The 17,829-nt window shown below is 74.8% G+C and carries 15 protein-coding genes; 3 read left to right on the plus strand and 12 right to left on the minus strand.

What is annotated here, in order from left to right; all coding sequences use genetic code 11:
- Positions 1 to 25: 25 nt before the first annotated feature.
- Both IE118_RS11815 and IE118_RS11820 read right to left on the minus strand, forming a co-directional pair.
- Positions 26 to 427: an ATP-binding protein gene (locus tag IE118_RS11815; protein ID WP_189557744.1), complete on the minus strand. Its 402-nt coding sequence runs from the start codon at positions 425 to 427 to the stop codon at positions 26 to 28.
- Positions 428 to 643: 216 nt separating this feature from the next.
- Positions 644 to 1,261, minus strand: coding sequence for a hypothetical protein (locus tag IE118_RS11820; protein ID WP_189557745.1), 618 nt, complete (start codon positions 1,259 to 1,261; stop codon positions 644 to 646).
- Between the two features lie 250 nt (positions 1,262 to 1,511).
- Here IE118_RS11820 and IE118_RS11825 point away from each other — a divergent pair, with 250 nt between their 5' ends.
- Positions 1,512 to 2,936, plus strand: coding sequence for a transcriptional regulator (locus tag IE118_RS11825; protein WP_229846777.1), 1,425 nt, complete (start codon positions 1,512 to 1,514; stop codon positions 2,934 to 2,936).
- Between the two features lie 7 nt (positions 2,937 to 2,943).
- Here the strand turns inward: IE118_RS11825 and IE118_RS11830 are convergent, their stop codons facing one another.
- The gene (locus IE118_RS11830; RefSeq protein WP_189557747.1) at positions 2,944 to 4,689 is read right to left on the minus strand and encodes a pyruvate dehydrogenase; all 1,746 of its coding nucleotides are present in this window, start codon (positions 4,687 to 4,689) and stop codon (positions 2,944 to 2,946) included.
- 66 nt (positions 4,690 to 4,755) lie between these two features.
- Positions 4,756 to 6,453 (minus strand): protein phosphatase 2C domain-containing protein, encoded by a 1,698-nt coding sequence (locus IE118_RS11835; RefSeq protein ID WP_189557748.1) that lies wholly within the window; start codon positions 6,451 to 6,453, stop codon positions 4,756 to 4,758.
- A gap of 189 nt (positions 6,454 to 6,642) precedes the next feature.
- On the opposite strand from IE118_RS11835, the gene IE118_RS11840 reads away from it, so the two are divergent.
- Positions 6,643 to 7,125 (plus strand): DUF456 domain-containing protein, encoded by a 483-nt coding sequence (locus IE118_RS11840; RefSeq protein ID WP_189557749.1) that lies wholly within the window; start codon positions 6,643 to 6,645, stop codon positions 7,123 to 7,125.
- 14 nt (positions 7,126 to 7,139) lie between these two features.
- On the opposite strand, the gene IE118_RS11845 is transcribed toward IE118_RS11840, so the two are convergent.
- The 5 genes from IE118_RS11845 to IE118_RS11865 all read right to left on the minus strand — a co-directional run bounded on the left by IE118_RS11845 (position 7,140) and on the right by IE118_RS11865 (position 13,489).
- Complete coding sequence (locus tag IE118_RS11845; RefSeq protein ID WP_189557750.1) at positions 7,140 to 7,634, minus strand: methylated-DNA--[protein]-cysteine S-methyltransferase; 495 nt, start codon at positions 7,632 to 7,634, stop codon at positions 7,140 to 7,142.
- A gap of 2 nt (positions 7,635 to 7,636) precedes the next feature.
- Entirely contained in the window at positions 7,637 to 9,025 is a 1,389-nt protein-coding gene (locus IE118_RS11850) for an AlkA N-terminal domain-containing protein (RefSeq protein WP_189557751.1), read from the minus strand.
- Between the two features lie 60 nt (positions 9,026 to 9,085).
- The gene (gene rsgA / locus IE118_RS11855; RefSeq protein WP_189557752.1) at positions 9,086 to 10,186 is read right to left on the minus strand and encodes a ribosome small subunit-dependent GTPase A; all 1,101 of its coding nucleotides are present in this window, start codon (positions 10,184 to 10,186) and stop codon (positions 9,086 to 9,088) included.
- 260 nt (positions 10,187 to 10,446) lie between these two features.
- The gene (locus IE118_RS11860; RefSeq protein ID WP_189557753.1) at positions 10,447 to 11,931 is read right to left on the minus strand and encodes a cellulose-binding domain-containing protein; all 1,485 of its coding nucleotides are present in this window, start codon (positions 11,929 to 11,931) and stop codon (positions 10,447 to 10,449) included.
- A 235-nt stretch (positions 11,932 to 12,166) separates the two neighbouring features.
- Positions 12,167 to 13,489: a radical SAM protein gene (locus IE118_RS11865; protein WP_189557754.1), complete on the minus strand. Its 1,323-nt coding sequence runs from the start codon at positions 13,487 to 13,489 to the stop codon at positions 12,167 to 12,169.
- Positions 13,490 to 13,644: 155 nt separating this feature from the next.
- On the opposite strand from IE118_RS11865, the gene IE118_RS11870 reads away from it, so the two are divergent.
- The gene (locus IE118_RS11870) at positions 13,645 to 14,898 is read left to right on the plus strand and encodes an FAD-binding protein (RefSeq protein WP_189557755.1); all 1,254 of its coding nucleotides are present in this window, start codon (positions 13,645 to 13,647) and stop codon (positions 14,896 to 14,898) included.
- Positions 14,899 to 14,941: 43 nt separating this feature from the next.
- Here the strand turns inward: IE118_RS11870 and IE118_RS11875 are convergent, their stop codons facing one another.
- From IE118_RS11875 to IE118_RS11885, 3 genes are all read right to left on the minus strand, one after another.
- A complete protein-coding gene (locus IE118_RS11875) occupies positions 14,942 to 15,451 on the minus strand; it encodes a hypothetical protein (protein ID WP_189557756.1) in 510 nt (169 codons plus the stop codon).
- Positions 15,448 to 17,184 carry a PHP domain-containing protein gene (locus IE118_RS11880; protein WP_189557757.1) on the minus strand — a complete coding sequence of 579 codons (1,737 nt, stop codon included), beginning with the start codon at positions 17,182 to 17,184 and terminating at the stop codon, positions 15,448 to 15,450. The genes IE118_RS11875 and IE118_RS11880 overlap by 4 nt, the downstream gene beginning before the upstream one ends.
- Before the next feature lie 161 nt (positions 17,185 to 17,345).
- On the minus strand, positions 17,346 to 17,807 hold the full coding sequence (locus tag IE118_RS11885; RefSeq protein ID WP_189557758.1) for a hypothetical protein: 462 nt from the start codon (positions 17,805 to 17,807) through the stop codon (positions 17,346 to 17,348).
- Between the last annotated feature and the right edge of the window lie 22 nt (positions 17,808 to 17,829).

Consider the following 17,829-nt stretch of genomic DNA (forward strand, 5'->3'; position numbering starts at 1 on the left):
ACCCCCGCTTCGCGTCGGTGACCCTTCAGGCGGCGTCCGTCTCGAGTTCGAACCAGACGGACTTGCCCACGTCGTGCTTCCTGACGCCCCACTCGTCGGCGAGGGACTCGACCAGCACCAGACCCCGGCCGTTCGTGCCCTCGTGCGCGTCCGGCAGGCGCGGCCGGGGATCCCGGGCCACGAAGTCCCGTACCTCGACCCGCAGTCCACGGGGTCCGACGGTGGCCGTCAGCACCGCCCCGTCGTCGGTGTGGACCAGCGCGTTGGTGACGAGTTCGCTGGTGAGGAGCTCCGCGACCGCGGACCGTTCCGGTGTGCCCCAGTGCGCGAGCAGTTCGCGCAGCGCCCTGCGGGACTCCGGCACCGCCCGCAGATCCGCCCGTCCCAGTGTGCGCCTCAGCTGAGCCGCCGAAGCCTTACTCTTCATGGCCCCCGCCCGCGTGCCGATGTCGGTTCCCCCTGCTGCTCGAACGCGTTCACGGGAATCATTGCCCGGTCACCCGCGCGGCAGTCATACCGCTCGTCGACGAACCGTTGTTGGCCGAAGTGCAGTGGCCACGTATGCGTGCGGGGCCGTCCTCCCGACCCCCGTGGCGAGAGGACGACCCCGGTGTCACACGGTGGTCGTGGTGGACGTGCGGGCTCAGTACAGCTTGTCGACCGCCTTCTTGGCCGTCTTCTTGAAGGCCCCGACCGGCGCGTCGCCGAAGTCGCCCATCTGCCCCCAGCCGACGACCGTCACCGTCCTGCCGTCCCGTCCCACGGACAGCAGGTGGACGTCGGAGGCGCCCCAGGATGCCTCGGTGTGCAGTCCGTGCACCGTCGCGCCCTCCTCGACCGGCAGCGTGCCGTAGAAGCGGCCCTCGGCCTCGACCTCCGGGTCCGCCGCCTCGATCCGGTCGGCGCAGGAACGGATCTCCTTGTCGAGCAGGGCGGCCAGCGCCTTGCCCTTGGCGGCGGAACCGGTGACGACGGTGACCTGGACGGCGCCCGTGTCGAGGTCGGTGTGGAAGGCGCGGTGCCGGTAGTCGTAGGCCGGTACGCCCTCGCCGAGGCAGTACGCGAGCTCCACCGGGAAGCCGTCGGTGACCGGGCCCGCGGTCCAGGCGGACGAGGGGTGCGCAGGCAGCTCGGAGGCGGAGAGGAACTTGGGCGGGGTGGCCTTCGGCGCGGCGCCGGCCGGCGCGGTGAGTACGGTGCCGGCCGCGAGCGCGGCGACGGTGAGCGCGGCGAGTGCGGTGGCCCGGGTGCGGATGGGCATGGGTGTCCCCCGTGAGGTGTGCGTGATGGAAGGTCGGAGCCGTGCGCCGGGACGGCCGGGTCGGTCGTCCGGCGGCCGTCGGGGCGGTGCCAAGAGCATCCGCCGCGGCCCGAGGCGGACGCAAGCGGCGTCGCCGGATTCGGCGGCATGGAACCATCCCAGCCCCTCCGACGTGCAGGTACAGGGGATGCCTGGGACGCCGTCCCGGGGCCCGGTTCGGGGTCGGAGCGAGTGCGGGGTGACGGTGTCGGTGTCGGCACAGGACGACGTGGCGGAATTCGCGGCGCTGCTGCGGGGGCTGAAGGAACGCACGGACCGCAGCTACGGCTCGCTGGCCCGCCGCCTGAACATGAACACCTCGACGTTGCACCGCTATTGCGCGGGCGACGCGGTCCCCGTCGACTTCGCCCCCGTGGAGCGCTTCGCCGCCCTGTGCGGCGCGTCGGCCGAGGAACGCCTCGACCTCCACCGTCACTGGCTGCGCGCGCTGGAAGCCCGCCGGCGCCCCCACGACACGGCCGGCCCGGCGGGCGCGGACCCGGATACCGGCCCGGCTTCGGACCCCGGCCCGGATGCGTCCGCCCGTCCGGATCCGGCCCGTGGTGACGCCGGCGGCGATCCGGTCCGTCCGTCCGGGCGGGCCGACGGGTCCGGGTCGCCGTCCGCCGGCGTCCACGCGGGTGCTCAGCCGGCCGGTGCGGGCGTCGTGAACGGCCCCCCGCCGCCGGGGGCGGAGGGCCGGCGGCCCTGGTACCGGCGGCGGAAGCGGGTGGCCGTCGCCCTGGCCGCCGTGTGCGCGCTGCTGGCGACCGTGGGGAGCCTGTCCGCGTTGCCGGAGGACCGGGAGACCAGCGCCTCGGGGGGACGGAGCACGGGGGCACCCCCGGCCACCCCCACGGCGACCGGTCCCGCGGCCCCGCCCCGCGACTCCCCCTCAACCCCCACGGGGTCCGCCGCCCCCTCCACGCCCCCCGGGGCCGGCCCCACCTCGGCCGACGGCCGGCGCGCCCCCTCCGCACCGCCGGAGTCCGGGCGGCGGGCGACCGCCGGACCGCCGCCCCTCACCTGGTCCGCCGACTCGCACGCGTGGGAGTACGGGTGCGGTCACGACTACGTCGTCGCCAGGCCCCCCGGGCAGGTCCCTCCGCCCCCGGCCCCGCAGGACGCCCGCACCTGGGCGGGGACGCAGGCGGCCGTGCACGGGGGCGAGACGAGGGTGGAGCTGTCGGTGCAGGGAACGTCCCAGGCGGCCGTCGTCCTCACCGCGCTGCGGGTGCGGGTGGCCGGCCGCGCCGGACCCGCGGCCGGGAACGCCTACGCCATGGACGACGAGGGCTGCGGCGGCGCGCTCACCCCCCGGTACTTCGACGTGGACCTGGACAAGGACCGGCCCCTCGCCCGTGCGGTCGCCGGGAACGACGCCGGTACGCCGGTCCCGGCCGTGAGGCTGCCCTACCGCGTCTCCGCGAGCGACCCGGAGGTACTGGTGGTCACCGCCAGGACCGCGCGCTGCGACTGCCGCTGGTACCTGGAGCTGGACTGGGCCTCGCAGGGCCGCACCGGCACGGTCCGCGTCGACGACCGCGGGCGGCCCTTCCGCACCAGCGGCATCGAGGGCCTGCCCCACTACGCGTACGACACCTCCGCGCGCGAGTGGCGGCCGCGCGCCCAGTGAGCCGGCGTCACGGCCGGGGCACGTTGCGCAGGTTCGAGCGGGCCATCTGCACCATCCGGCCGACCCCGCCGTCCAGCACGATCTTGGAGGCGGACAGGGCGAACCCGGTCACCATCTCCTTGCTGATCTTCGGCGGGATGGACAGCGCGTTGGGGTCGGTGACGACGTCGACGAGGGCCGGACCCTTGTGCTTGAACGCCGACTTCAGCGCCCCGGCGAGGTCCTTCGGCTTCTCCACCCGCACCCCGTAGGCGCCGCAGGCGCGGGCGACCGCGGCGAAGTCGGGGTTCTTCATCGCCGTGCCGTGCGAGGGCAGGCCCGCGACCAGCATCTCCAACTCCACCATGCTGAGCGAGGAGTTGTTGAACAGGACCACCTTCACCGGCAGGTCGTACTGCACGAGGGTGAGGAAGTCGCCCATCAGCATGGTGAATCCGCCGTCGCCGGACATCGACACGACCTGCCGGCCCCGGTCGGTGAACTGCGCCCCGATCGCCATCGGCAGCGCGTTGGCCATCGAGCCGTGGGAGAAGGAACCGATCACCCGGCGGCGGCCGTTGGGCGAGATGTAGCGGGCCGCCCAGACGTTGCACATGCCGGTGTCGACGGTGAACACCGCGTCGTCGTCGGCCATCTCGTCCAGTACGGAGGCCACGTACTCGGGGTGGATCGGCACGTGCTTCTCCACCTTGCGGGTGTACGCCTTCACCACCCCCTCCAGCGCCTCGGCGTGCTTCTTCAGCATGCGGTCGAGGAACCTGCGGTCGTCCTTGGCGCGGACCCTGGGCGTCAGACAGCGCAGGGTCTCCTTCACGTCCCCCCAGACCGCGAGGTCCAGCTTGGAGCGCCGGCCGAGGATCTCGGGCCGCACGTCGACCTGGACGATCTTCACGTCGTCACCGGGGAGGAAGGCGTTGTACGGGAAGTCGGTGCCGAGCAGGATCAGCAGGTCGCACTCGTGGGTGGCCTCGTACGCGGCGCCGTAGCCGAGCAGCCCGCTCATGCCGACGTCGTACGGATTGTCGTACTGGATCCATTCCTTGCCGCGCAGGGCGTGCCCGACCGGGGCCTTGATCTTCCCGGCGAACTCCATGACCTCCGCGTGCGCGCCCTTCGTCCCGGCGCCGCAGAACAGGGTGACCTTCCCGGCCCGGTCGATCATGTCGACGAGGCGGTCGATCTCGTCGTCGCCGGGGCGGACCGTGGGGCGGGAGGTGACCAGGGCGGTCTCGGGGGCCTGGTCAGGGGCGGGCTCGTCGGCGAGGTCGCCGGGGAGGGAGACGACGCTGACGCCGGAGCGGCCGACCGCGTGCTGGATGGCGGTGTCCAGCAGCCGGGGCATCTGCTTCGGGCTGGAGATCAGCTCGCTGTAGTGGCTGCACTCGCGGAACAGCTGGTCGGGGTGGGTCTCCTGGAAGTAGCCGAGGCCGATCTCGCTGGAGGGGATGTGCGAGGCGAGGGCGAGGACCGGCGCCATGGAGCGGTGGGCGTCGTAGAGACCGTTGATGAGGTGCAGGTTGCCGGGGCCGCAGGAGCCGGCGCAGGCGGCGAGTTTGCCGGTGACCTGCGCCTCGGCGCCGGCGGCGAAGGCGGCGGTCTCCTCGTGCCGGACGTGGATCCAGTCGATGGCGGAGTTGCGGCGCACGGCGTCCACGACCGGGTTGAGACTGTCCCCGACGACGCCGTAGAGGCGTTTGACTCCCGCGCGGGTGAGGATGTCGACGAACTGTTCCGCGATGTTCTGTTTGGCCATGGGTTCCGTCTGCCCCTCCGGTGCCGAAGATGCCTGACGGGTTCCATCAAGTCACACCGGGCGCGCTCACGCCTCCCACACGGCGACGGCCGTACGGTCGTCGGCGTAGCCCTTGACCCGTACCTGGGTGTCGGCGAGGAAGGCGGCGAGGCCGGGCGGTTCGGGGCGGTTCCACCGGCCGGCCAGGTGGGCGCGGAGTTCCGCCTCGCCCCGCATCGGGTCGGCGAGGCCGGTGCCGCACATCAGCAGGGTGTCACCCGGCCGGGCTACGGAGGTGCGGAAGCGGAAGGGTTCGCGGGGCGGCTCGGGGGCGGGCTCGTACGGGCTCGGGGGCGTGGGGATGCCCAGGTCCATGGTGAGGCGGTCGCCGTCGGGGGTCTCGGAGGGCGGTGAGCCGAAACCGAGCACGGGTTCGCCCCTGGCCTCGGCGACCTCGGGCTCGATGTCCTGCCACTCGCCGTCCCGCAGCCGGAACAGCCCGCCGGGGCCGACGCCGAAGAAGACCCGGGTGCGGCACTCGGGGTCGGCGGGCAGCAGGAGAACGCGCAGGGTGGCCGCGTGGGCGTCGGGTTCGAGGCCCCGTTCGGCGGCGGCGGCGCGGAGCCCGCCGAGGCTGCGGTCGGTGAGCCGGTGCAGGCCCGACTTGAGTTCGCCGCGCCGGGCGGCCCTCAGGTCGTCGACGAGGCGGGCGTGGCTGCGCCCCACCTCGCGGCCGATCCGGCGGCAGGCCTCGGCGGCGGCCAGATGGGCCCCGGGTGCGGCACGGGTGCCGGTCGCCAGGGCCACGAGGAGCAGTGCCCGCTCGCCCGTGCCGAACCGGGCGGTCAGCAGGGCGTCGCGGCGGGACTCGCCCCGGTAGCGCGCGGAGTCCCCGCGTACGGAGGTGGCGCGCAGGGTGCAGGCGCCGTACCGGGCACCCTCCAGCACGGTGTCCGGCACCAGGCCGTCCAGCTCGTCGGGGTCGGCCTCGGGGAGGGCGGTGGGTTCGGCGTCGTAGGTCGGCGGCCGGGAGCCGACGTGGCCGCGGGAGGGGGGTGCCGGGAGCGGTGCGACGCGCGGGTCGGCCGGGGGCGGTGCCGCTCCGGGCACCGGGATGACGCCGTCGGCGGCGGGGCCCTGTTCGTCGGCGGCCGAGGCGGGGAAGGGCGTCCACGTGCCGAAGGCCATGGGCGGCAGGGGCGGAGCCGCGTCCTGCGGGCCGCCCGTTCCCGGCCGGCCGGTCCTGAGGGGGCCGCCCCGGGAGGCGTCCGCGCCCCGGCCGGGCGGGGCGCCGGGGCCCAGCGGGGCCTCCCGTCCCGGCTCCTGCCGGGCGTTCCGGCCCGCGCCGGACGGACCGCCCGGGCCCTGCCCGGTGTCCCACCCGGAGCTCCGCGGCGCATCCCCGCCCACGGCCTGCCCGGCGTCCCGGTCCGCGTCGGGCGGGGTGGCCCCGCCGGGCCGCTGCGGGCTGCCGCGGTCCGCGTCCCGCGGGGCGTGGGCGGCGGGTGGGCGGTGGGGTTTCGGGGGGAAGGTCGCCGGGGGCGCGGGGGTGGCCGGCGGGGGCTCCCACGGGGCGCGGGACGGCGGGGCGTGCCGGGGCGGGGGGACCCTCGTCGTGGGCGGCGGGGCCGGCCGGGCGCCGTCCAGCGCGCCGGACGCCGAGGCGAAACGGTCGTCGAGGGAATCGGGCGCCGGCGCCGGACCCGTGTCGTCGGCGGCGTCGTCGTAGAGCTGCGCCCACCAGTCGTCCTCAGGACCGGTGGGCCTTCCCCCCTGCTGACTCATGCCCCCAATTCTCGCCCCCGCGGGCCGGATGAAAACGGCGCATCCGGAAAATCCCCGCCCGTGGACGCGCGCCGGGGGGCCGCCCGGGTGAAGGGCGGGACGGCTGCGCGGCAGGAGACGGGGTGGGCCGCCGGCGGGGGCCCGGCCGCCCGCTGTGCGCCGGTCCCCCGCCTCCTGCACCCTGGACAGATGGGAGCGTGGGACCTCCTGCTGGCCGGACTGGTGCTCCTGCTCGGCCTGTGCGGAGTGCTGCTGCCAGGGGTGCCCGGGTCGTGGCTGGTGTGGGCCGCGGTCCTGTGGTGGGCGCTGAAGGACCCCCGGCCCGTCGCGTGGTGGGTGTGCGTGGGGGCGACCGCGGTGCTGCTGCTGTCGCAGGTGGTGCGCTGGGCCCTGCCGCCGCGCCGGCTCCGCGCGGGCGGCGCCGACGCGCGGATGCTGGCGTACGGGGGCTGCGGCTCGTTCCTGGGGTTCGTGCTGCTGCCCGTGGTCGGCGCGGTGCCGGGTTTCCTCGGCGGGATCTACCTCCACGAGCGGCTCCGGCTGGGCCGTCGCGGCGAGGCGGTCGCGGCGACGCGCACGGCGATGCGGTCGGGCGGCTGGAGCCTGCTGACGGAGCTTTTCGCCTGCCAGCTGATCGCCGCGGCCTGGCTGGGGGCGGTGTTCTGGGGCTGACGGAACGGACCCGCTCAGGGCCGCAGCACCCCCTCGTGGGTCAGCAGCCGCACCTTGCGCTCCAGGCCGCCCGCGTAGCCGGTGAGGGAGCCGTCGGCGCCGATCACCCGGTGGCAGGGGCGGACGATGAGCAGCGGGTTGGCGCCGATCGCGCCGCCCACGGCGCGTACGGCGGGCCGGGTCGCGCCGATCCGCGCCGCGATCTCGCCGTAGGAGACGGTCGCCCCGTAGGGGACGTCGTCGAGGGCGGCCCACACCTTCTCCCGGAAGGGTGTGCCGACGGCGCGCAGGGCCAGCCGGAACTCCGTGCGCTCCCCGGCGAAGTACGCGGCGAGCTGCCCGGTGGCCTCCCGGAACGGCCCCGCGTCGCGCCGCCAGCCGTCGAGCACGGTGCGCCCGCCCTTCTGGCCGGGCACGGAGAGCGAGGTCAGCTCGCCGGTCGGGGCGGCGGTCAGCAGCAGCCGGCCGACGGGGCTGTCGACCTCCGTCCAGTACGTCACGGTCTCCATGATCACTCCAACTCCCCTGCGGCACGCAGGTGGTTCAGGGCGTACGAGCGCCAGGGGCGCCAGTCGTCGGGGACGTCCGGGCCGGGCGGGGCCACGTCCGGGTCGCCCAGGGCACGGGTGCGGATCGCCGCGATCGTACGGTCGTCGAGGCCGGGGACGGCGGCGAGGGCGTCCCGGGCCGCGTCCCGGTCGGCGCCGGGACCGAGGCGTACGGTGCCGTCGGCGAGGGCGGCGGTGAGCGCGCCCAGGGTGCCGTCCGGCTCCGCCCCGGCGAGCACTCCGGGTTCGGGGAACAGGTGGGTGAGGCTGCCGCAGGGCGCGTCGAGCCGCTTGCCGTAGCGCCGGACCAGCTCCGCGGCCTCCTCGGGGCCGACCAGGGCGCGCACCGCCAGTTCGTCGGCGTCGGCGGCTCCCGGCGAGCGCAGTCCGGGCCGGGCGGCGACCAGCGGGGCGAGCCGGGCGTCGGCGCCGAGGCGTTCGTCGACGGCGTACGGGTCGGCGTCCAGGTCGAACAGCCGCCGCAGCCGCTGGACGGCGGTGGTCAGGTCGCGCGGGTCGGTGAGGTGGAGCCTGGCGTCCAGCCAGCCTCCGGCGTGGGCGCCGGAACCGGTGTGCGTGCGCTCCCCGACGGCGGCGATGCCGGTGCCGTGCGGGAGCCGCAGGGTGCGCCGGTAGGTGCGGGCGCCGGGGGTGCCGCCGACCTCCTCGACGCCCCGGACGGCCTCGCGCTCCAGCAGGTCGAAGACGGGCCCCGCCCGGTAGGGGCCGCGGTGGGCGAGACGCAGGGGGATCCCGGCGGACGGGGTGCCGCCGCGGGCCCGACCCCGGCGGGACGGCGCGGCGGCGCGCAGGGCGCTGGGCGTGCCGGCGTACACGGCGCGCACGGTGTCGTTGAACTGCCGCACGCTGGCGAATCCGGCGGCGAAGGCGATCTCGGTGACCGGCAGGCCGGTGGTCTGCAGCAGCACCCGCGCGGCGTGCGCCCGCTGGGCGCGGGCGAGTGCGACGGGTCCGGCGCCGAGCTCGCCGGTGAGCTGGCGCTGCACCTGGCGGGTGCTGTAGCCGAGCCGGGCGGCGAGCCCGGCGACGCCCTCGCGGTCGACGACGCCGTCGGCGATCAGCCGTACGGCCCGGCCCACGACGTCGGCCCGGACGTTCCACTCGGCGGAGCCGGGCACGGCGTCCGGGCGGCACCGCCGGCAGGCCCGGAATCCGGAGCCCTGCGCGGCGGCGGCGGTCGGGAAGAACCGCACGTTGGGCCGTTTGGGGGTGACGGCGGGGCAGCTGGGCCGGCAGTAGATGCCGGTCGTCGTCACGGCGAAGAAGAACACCCCGTCGAACCGGGCGTCCCGGCTGCGCACCGCCTCGTACCTGCTGTCGTCGTCCTTCACACCCTCCAGTCTCCGCCGGCCGGGGAGTCCCGGCTGGCGGAAATCGGACACGGCGGTGGGTTACCGGAAACGGCCGCGCTTGGCCTCCATCGCCGCCTTGCCGATGGCGCCCTTGCGCTTCCAGTCCTTGCGGATCTCCGCGCGCAGCCGGGCGTCAGTCTTGGCGACGATGTACTGGTTCTCCCGCAGCAGCTTGCGGTAGCTGTCCAGGCGGCGCTGCGGCAGCCCACCGGTCTCGACGGCTTCGAGGACCGCGCAGCCGGGCTCGCTCTCGTGGGCGCAGTCGTGGAAGCGACAGTTCCCGGCGAGTTCCTCGATCTCGGAGAACACCTGGCCGACGCCGGTTCCGGCGTCCCACAGCCCGACGCCCCGCAGCCCCGGGGTGTCGATGAGGACTCCCCCGCCGGGCAGGGCCAGCAGGTTGCGGGTGGTCGTGGTGTGGCGGCCCTTGCCGTCGACGTCCCGGATCTCCCGGACGTCCATCACGTCCTCGCCGAGGAGCGCGTTGGCCAGGGTGGACTTGCCGGCGCCGGACTGTCCGAGCAGCACCGTGGTGCCGCCGGCGGTGATCGCGGCGAGCACGTCGAGTCCCTCGCCGTCCCTGGCGCTGACGGTGAGCACCGGCACGCCCGGGGCGCTGGTCTCCACGTCGTGGACGAGGTGTCCCCGGGTGACGGCGTCCGGTACCAGGTCGGCCTTGGTGAGGACGACCACCGGCTGTGCCCCGGACTCCCAGGCGAGCGCGAGGAAGCGTTCGATCCTGGCGAGGTCGAGTTCGGCGGCGAGGGAGACGGCGACGACGGCGTGGTCGACGTTGGCGGCGAGGATCTGCCCCTCGGACCGCTTGGAGGAGGTGGAGCGCACGAAGGCGGTACGGCGGGGCAGGTACGCGCGTACGTAGCGGGGGTTCCCGCCGGGTTCGACGGCGACCCAGTCGCCCGTGCACACGACCCGCAGGGGGTCGTGCGGGGTGACGAAGGCGGTGTCGGCGCGCAGCAGCCCGCCGGCGGTGACGACGTCGCACTGGCCGCGGTCGACGCGGACCACGCGTCCGGCGAGGAGACCTTCGGCCTCGTACGGGGCGAACGCGTCCGCCCAGGCGTCGTCCCAGCCGTACGGAGCGAGCGCGGTGGAGACGGATGAGGAGGGGAGGGAACTCAAGGGGGTGACCCTTCGGGTGGGTCGTGGCCCCGGCGGCCGCGCGGGCGCGGGCAGAAGGAGTGAGTCAGCCGGTGGCCACGGAGGTGGACGTGACGGAATCCTGGATGCGGGCAGCGCCCGGCACAGTGACAGCCATCGGTCGACACCTCCTCACTCCGTGAACGTTCCGGTACGACGGCGCGGGGCCGTCGTGCGGTCTGTGGGTCACAGTAGCCCGCGACCGTCCCCGCCCGTCAACCTGTTTTTCCGGGCGCCCCGCGTCACGCCGTCACGCAGGTGCGGCCGTTGAGGGTGAAGGCGGTCGGCGGGGTGTTGGTGCCGCGCCAGGAGGCGAGGAAGCCGAACGCGAGTTTCCCGCCGGCGGCGACCGTCCTGTTGTAGTCGGCGGCGGTGGCGGTGACGCGGGAGCCGTCCTGGTGTGCCGAGGCGTCCCATGCCTGGGTGACGCGCTGGCCGTCCGCGAAGGTGAAGCCGACCTGCCAGGAGTCGAGCGGCTGCGGCGCGGTCACGGTGACGGTGGCCTGGAAGCCGTCCGGCCACTGGTTGACGAGGTCGTAGTGGACCCGGCAGGGGGCGGGGCCGCCGCGGGCGGCGGTGGTCTCGGGCGCGGCGGTGGCGGACGAGGTGCCCTGGGGTTCCGGGTCGGGGTGCTTCCCCTCCGGGGTGTGCTCGGGGGTGCGCCCGGCGGACGGGTCCGGGGAGCCGGGGGCGGTGTCGTCCGGCCCGGCGGTGGGGGCGGGGGGCAGGGAGGGGCCGGAGTCGGCCGCCGGCGGGCGGTCGGTGTCGGGGCGGGCGGCGCTCTCGGCGGCGCCGTCCCCGAACGGCATCAGGGAGACCGCGAGCGCGAGGAGGGAGACGAGGGCGGCGGCGGCCAGCAGCCCGTGCCGGGCGACCCGGGCCCTGCCGTCGCCGTGGGCGGGGTCGTCGGTGTCGGGCAGGTCCGGGCGGCCGGCTCCGAGCCGCACCTCGGCGGCGCGGCGGCGGCGTTCCAGGTAGGCGAGGCCGCCCCAGCCGATCACCCCGCCGGCCAGTGCTCCGGGCAGGCCGCCGCCGTGCAGCCGCAGACAGGCGGCGGCCTCGGCGCACGGCTGGCAGGTGGCGAGGTGCCGGGAGAGGTCGCCGGGGGTGTCGGCGGCGGGCGAGCGGGTGACGGCGTCGAGGAGCCGGGCGTAGCTGCGGCACTCGGCGTCCAGCGGGGAGTCGAGGTGGTTGCGGTGGCAGCGGTCGCGGAACAGGCGGCCGACCTGGGCGAGTTCGTCGGCCGCCGTGTCGGGGTCGAGGCCGAGCCGGCGGGCGACCAGGGGCAGCGGCAGGGCCTCCACCTCGGCCAGCCACAGCAGTTCGGCGTCCGCCTGCTGGAGGTCGCGCAGTCCGCGTACGGCGACGGGGCGCTGCAGCGGCGGCCCGGTGTAGCGGGCGGCCTGCCCGGAGTGCAGCCACAGCCGGAGGTCGGGGTCGAGCTTGTGCCCCTGTCCGGCTTCCTCCCAGGCGGCCGCGGTGGTGCGGACGGCGGTCAGCAGCAGGGGTATCCGGGGCAGCCGGGAGGAACGCCGGCCGGTGCCGCGCGGGGAGCCGGTCTCCGCGGCGCGGAGTTCTCCTGTGCCCCGGGTGAAGGCCTCGCGGGCCAGTTCCGCGGCGGCGGCGGAGCCCGCCGTGCACAGGTCGGCGTAGGAGAGCACCGCGTCCCAGCACTCGGTGAACAGTGCCACCTCGGTGGCGTCCTGGGGGCTCGGCAGGTCGGGCATGAGACTCCTGCATCCACGAACGAGGTCAACTCGCCTTATTGGCAGTGGAGTTGGGGGAACCTCGCGGAGGTGGACGAGAGCTTTTCACGTGCTCGCCACAACTGACAAGCGCTGTCTTCACTTTCCGTGGCCGCGCGGCAACCCCTCGCGTGGACAATACGCAAGGAAGGCCGGAACGTCTCGGTTCCGGCCTTCCCGATCCCTCTTCGACGGCCGTTCGACGGCCGCCGGTGTCTCAGGCGGTCTCCGCGGGCTCCCGCGCGGGGAGGCTGTCCATGAAGGAACTGACCGAGAACACCGCCTGGCCGGGTCCGGACGGCCCGTAGCCGGGGGGCGAGGAGAGACCGAAGTCCTCCATGGTCTGCCGGTAGGCCTGGAGCAGCCGGATGTGGTACTCCAGCGGCGCGCCCTGCGGGTTGGCCTTGCCGAGCGGCGTGGTGGGCTCCGGGCACCAGGTGGTGAAGCGGGGCGTGATGCCGTGCGACATGAAGAAGCGCAGCCCCTCGGTGGTGGAGGCGATGGCCTCGTCGACCGTCTTGAAGCCGAACGGCTCGGCCATCTCCACGCCCGCCACGAAGTTGGGGATCACGTTGCGCGCGCCGAAGACGTCCGCGGAGTCCAGGACGCGCCGGTGCCACTCGTCACGCCCGACGTAGCGCTCCTTGCCCGGGCAGAAGATCTTGAAGAGGTACTCGTCCCACACCTCGTAGTTGGGGTGGTAGATCTGCACCCCGTAGTCCTTGAAGCGCCGCACGTCGTCCTTGGGCAGCGCCTGCGCGACGACCTTGCCGATCCAGCGGCCGGGGAAGCGCTCCTCGATGGCCTTGGCGTAGTGGCCGTAGAAGTCGGCCTCGTCGCGTCCGGAGACGGTGCTGGTGATGGCGCCGCCGGTCAGCGTGTAGGCGGTGGAGGCCTTCGCCGTGTCGTACCGGTCGATGATCTCCAGGGCCTCCAGCACCTCCTCGACGTCCTTCACCCCGGTGTAGGGCCGGCCTGCCGCCTTGTGCTGGCGCCAGTTGTGATTGATGTCGCAGTACTGGCACTCCTCCTTGGCGCCGAAGTACTGGCAGACCCGGAAGACCGTCAGGTAGATGAGGTAGCCCCACTGGATGGTGGGGGCGACCTCCATGACGGACTTCCCGTTGGAGAGGGTGTGCCGGTAGTACTCGGGCATGGGCGGCACGCCGACGTCGGAGATCCGCCTGCCGTCGAGGTAGAGGCCGAGCACGCCGTGCTCGTCGGCGGCGACCCGGTAGGGGGAGGCCGGGTTCACCCGCACCGACACCACCGTGCGGCGCAGGTCGTATGGGCCGCCCGTGAGGATGATCTCCTCCGGCGGGCGCCGCAGCGCGGCCTCGCCCAGCTCCGGCAGGGTGCCGTGGTCGAAGGAGAAGATGAAGTACGACTTCGGCTTGACCTCGCCGCTCTCGTTGTCGCTGAGCGCGGACGGGTCGAAGGCCACACCGCCGCGCAGCAGGTCCTCCTTGAAGACGGCCTCGCGCGGCACGTGCGGGAACCGCTCCATCAGATCCTCGACCAGCGCGGTACGGCTGCCCATCCCGTGTTCTCCTCCCGGTTCGGACGTACGACTCCTCACGGTATGCCCCCGGCCGGACATCCGTGGGGGCGGGTCCCCCCACATGGCGTGGGTCACTCCCGGGATAGGTTCCGACCGGGGCCGCGGTCCGGCCCCGGGGCCGGGAAGGACGAGGGATGACAGAGAGCGTCACCAACTGGGCGGGCAACATCACCTACGCCGCGAAGGCGCTGCACCGCCCGCCCACCCCGGACGCGCTGCGCGCGCTGGTGGCGGGGAGCTCCCGGGTACGGGTCCTGGGCAGCGGGCACTCCTTCAACGCGATCGCCGAGGCCGGCGCGGACGGCGTGCTGCTCTCCCTCGACGCGCTGCCCCCGCGCGTCGAGGTGGACACCGCGGCCCGCACGGTGCGGGTCGGGGGCGGGGTGCGCTACGCGGAGCTGGCCCGGGAGGTGCACCGGCACGGGCTGGCGCTGGCGAACATGGCGTCGCTCCCGCACATCTCGGTGGCCGGGTCGGTCGCCACCGGCACCCACGGCTCCGGGGTGGGCAACGGTCCGCTCGCCTCGTCGGTGCGCGCGGTGGAGCTGGTCCTGGCGGACGGTTCGACGGTGACCCTGGCGCGGGGCGACGGGCGGTTCGGCGGCGCGGTCACCTCGCTGGGCGCGCTCGGTGTGGTCACCGCGCTCACCCTGGACCTGGAGCCGGCGTTCGAGGTGGAGCAGTACGTGTTCACCGAGCTGGCCCCGGAGGGGCTGGACGAGGCCGCGTTCGAGGCGGTGATGTCGGCGGCGTACAGCGTGAGCCTGTTCACCGACTGGCGGGCGCCGGGCTTCCGTCAGGTGTGGGTGAAGCGGCGCACCGACCAGCCGCTGCCGGACTTCCCCTGGGCCCCTGCCGCCGCCGGGAAGATGCACCCGGTGCCGGGGATGCCGGCGGTGAACTGCACGGAGCAGTTCGGGGTGCCGGGGCCCTGGCACGAGCGACTGCCGCACTTCCGGGCGGAGTTCACGCCGAGCAGCGGTGCCGAGCTCCAGTCGGAGTACCTGGTGCCGGGCGGATCGGCCGTGGACGCGCTGCGGGCGCTGGACGCGGTCCGGGAGAGCGTCGCCCCGGTGCTGCAGACCTGCGAGGTGCGTACCGTCGCCGCCGACGAGCAGTGGCTCGGTCCTTCGTACGGCCGGGACACGGTGGCCTTGCACTTCACCTGGGTCGAGGACACGCGCGCGGTGCTGCCCGTGGTGACCCGGGTGGAGGAGGCACTGGCCCCGTTCGGCGCCCGGCCGCACTGGGGGAAGGTGTTCACCGTGCCGGCGGCCCGGCTGCACGCCCTGTACCCGCGGCTGCACGACTTCCGGGCGCTCGTGCGCGACCTGGACCCGGCCGGCACGTTCACCAACGCCTTCGTCCGGGACGTCCTCGGCGACTGAACCCGAGGGGCCGGGCCCGCTCCCCCGGTACTGCCGGCCGGGCTCAGTGGTCCGGGCAGCAGGGCGTGGGGTCCGGGGCCTCGAACGGCACGAGGGTGTCGCTCCGGGCGGGCATGGCGGCGAGGACGAGTTCGTCGCGCTGCCACTGCGGCCGTACGTGGCCGCGGGTCACCACGCGCGTGTCCGGCCCGGGCGGCCCGGGCGTGCCCAGCACCGTCACGCGGGCGATCGCGGAGCCGGCGAGCAGCTCCGCGACGGTCAGCGTGCCGGTGAGGGCGCCGACCCCCGGGTAGAGCACCGCGCGGCCCACCTGGTCGGGCAGACCCGGGGCGAGGTCGCCGTACCCCGCGAGCCGCTCCCGGAGGGTGTCCGGGAGCGGCCGCGCGGGCCGGGACAGGGACACGACGACGCGCGGACGGTCGTCGCGTACGAGGTGGGTGCAGCCGAACACGTCCTCGGGGAGGTCCAGTTCGGCCGCCATCCGGTGCAGCAGGCGGTCGGCGTCGAGCAGGTCCCCGATGCCCGCGTCCACGGTGAGGGCGTACGGCGTCATGACGGCAGGACCCACACCGGGTTGGAGTAGAACCACAGGTCGCGCCACGGGTCGGCGTCGCCGACGACGTCGAGGGCGGGGCCCGCCGGGTCGACCTCCGCGCCCATCGCGCCGACGGCGGTCCGGTTGCCGTCGGTACCGCGCAGCCGGACGTACACCGGGCGGTCGACGCGGCCGAGGTCGAAGGTGACGCGGACGGTGCCGGCCGACTTGCCGACGTCGTAGGACCGGGCGACCTTCGCGGTGGGCGCGGTGAACGTGTCCCTGTCGGCGACCGGACCGGTCACGTCGCCCCGGATGACGTCCACGCGGGCGAGCTTCGGGGTGAACCCGGCCCAGTTGTTGCCGCCGGCGAGGGCGATGTCGGCGGTCAGCGTGACCCTGGTGCCCCTGCGCACGTGCAGGGCGCCGCCGAGGGTGGCCCAGCGGCCGCCGCCGGAGACCCGCACGTCGAGGCCGCTGACGAGCCGGCCGTGGTCGACCCAGATGCGGCCGGCGCGGATGCCGTCCATGACGGCGGCGTAGGAGAAGCCGTCGGCGCCGACGTGGGTGCGGCTGTACTGGCCGGGCCAGTAGTCGTTCTCGGTGAGGTCGATCCGTCCGGCGTAGACCGGGTCGTCGTAGCGGCCGTTGGCGTTGAAGTCGCCGCCGCCGCGGGCGGCGGTGTCGCCGTACACCTGGTGGGAGTCGGAGTTGGCGGTGATCCACCAGGGGCGGCCCTCGGCCAGGAGGCTGTCCCACAGGCCGCCGACGGTGGCGGTCATCCAGTCGAAGCCGCCCCAGGTGCGATAGCTCTCCAGCGGGTAGCCGGCGAAGGAGTTGGCACTCGGCCCGCCGTCGTAGATGCCGCGGGCCCCGCCCGGGCCGAGGGGCCCCGGCAGACCGCCCGCCTGGTGGCCGGGGGCGCCCTCGAAACCGACGGCGATCTGCCGGTCACCGGTGCCGGTCGCGTCGCGCCAGGCGCGGATCTCGTGCGGGGAGTCGATGCCCTTGCGCGCGGGGTGGTTGGCGAGCATCAGGGCGTCCTTGACCTTGCGCCGCCGGACCTGCTCGGCGAGGAAGTCCAGGCCGGCGACGGCCAGCGCCTCGTTGGCCGGGGTGGAGGCGGTGGCGCCCTTGACGCCGCCGTCGTAGTCGGTCTCGAACTGCTTGAGGACGGCGACCTCGCCCGGGCCGGGGTGGACGAAGACGGTGCCGTGCTCGGCGGCCGGGATGTTCCACTCCAGGCCCTGGAAGACGAGGGTGTCCCCGTACGCGTCGCGGGCCTCGCGGATGTCCGGGTTGACCCGGTCCACGCCGATCCTGGCGTGGGTGCTGCCGCCGTGGTCGGTGATGACCAGCCAGTCCATCCCGTACCGGGCGCCCTGGCGGACCTGGTCGAGGACGCGGTACTTGCCATCGCTGCTGTACTGGGTGTGGATGTGGTGATCACCCGCGAGCCAGAGGAAGCCCCCGCCCCTGCCGCTGCCGCGGCGGCTGCCGGCCGCCGCGTGGGCCGGGGCGGCCGCACCGGCCCCGGTGGAGAGGACGGTGCCGGCCGCGAGCCCCGCGCCGAGCAGCCCGGCCCGGCGCAGCAGCGTGCGGCGGGACCTCTGCTCGGGGTTCAGCGCCTCGTCGGGCACGGACGTGTCGAAGGCGGCGGGCAGGGGCGCCGTCGCCTCGTGCCGGTGGTCGTGATCGTGTCCGTGGTGGTGCGGTCCGTGTGCGTGCCCGTGCCCGTGCCCGTGCCCCATGATGTGCCTGCCTCCTCGACGCCGCGGCGCGAGCACGCCGCGACTGGAGGATCAGGGCACCGCGTGAACGCCGGACGACCCGTGAGTGAGCGTCACATGCCCCCGACACGACGGCTCGCCCCGGCCCCGCGACGGGCCGCGCCGGCGGGCGGCGGGGACGGTCACGAGAGGTCCCCCACGGCGTCGGCGTAGTAGACGGACTCCTGGACGTGGCGGGCGAGTTCGCGGAAGCTCCAGCCCTCGCCGGGCGAGTCGTCGAGCTGTTCGGCGGTGAGCGCGTCGAGGCGGACGGCCCAGACGCGGGCGAGACGGGTGAGGCGGCTGCGGGCCTCGTCGAGGTCCTGCGGGGTGAAGGGGGCGAGGTCGGCACCGGTGGTGATGGTGGAGGCGTGCCAGTGGTCGGGCTGCGGCCGTTCACCGGCGAGACGCGCCTCCATCTCCGCGAGGTGGTCGATGAGGTGGTCGGTGACACGGCGGATCGCCTTGTGCGGGGTGTGGACCCGGCCGTCGGCGTGCACGGGTTCGCCGTTCCAGCGGGTCCAGGTGGCGGCCAGCGCGAGGACGTGGTCGACCATGCCGGTGACGGTCGCGGAAGGGGTGCCGGCCTGCGTGCTTTCGTTCATGCGGTCACGTTAGGAGCGGGAC

It is taken from the genome of Streptomyces pilosus, assembly GCF_014649835.1.
In the GTDB taxonomy this organism is placed as follows: Bacteria; Actinomycetota; Actinomycetes; order Streptomycetales; family Streptomycetaceae; genus Streptomyces; species Streptomyces pilosus.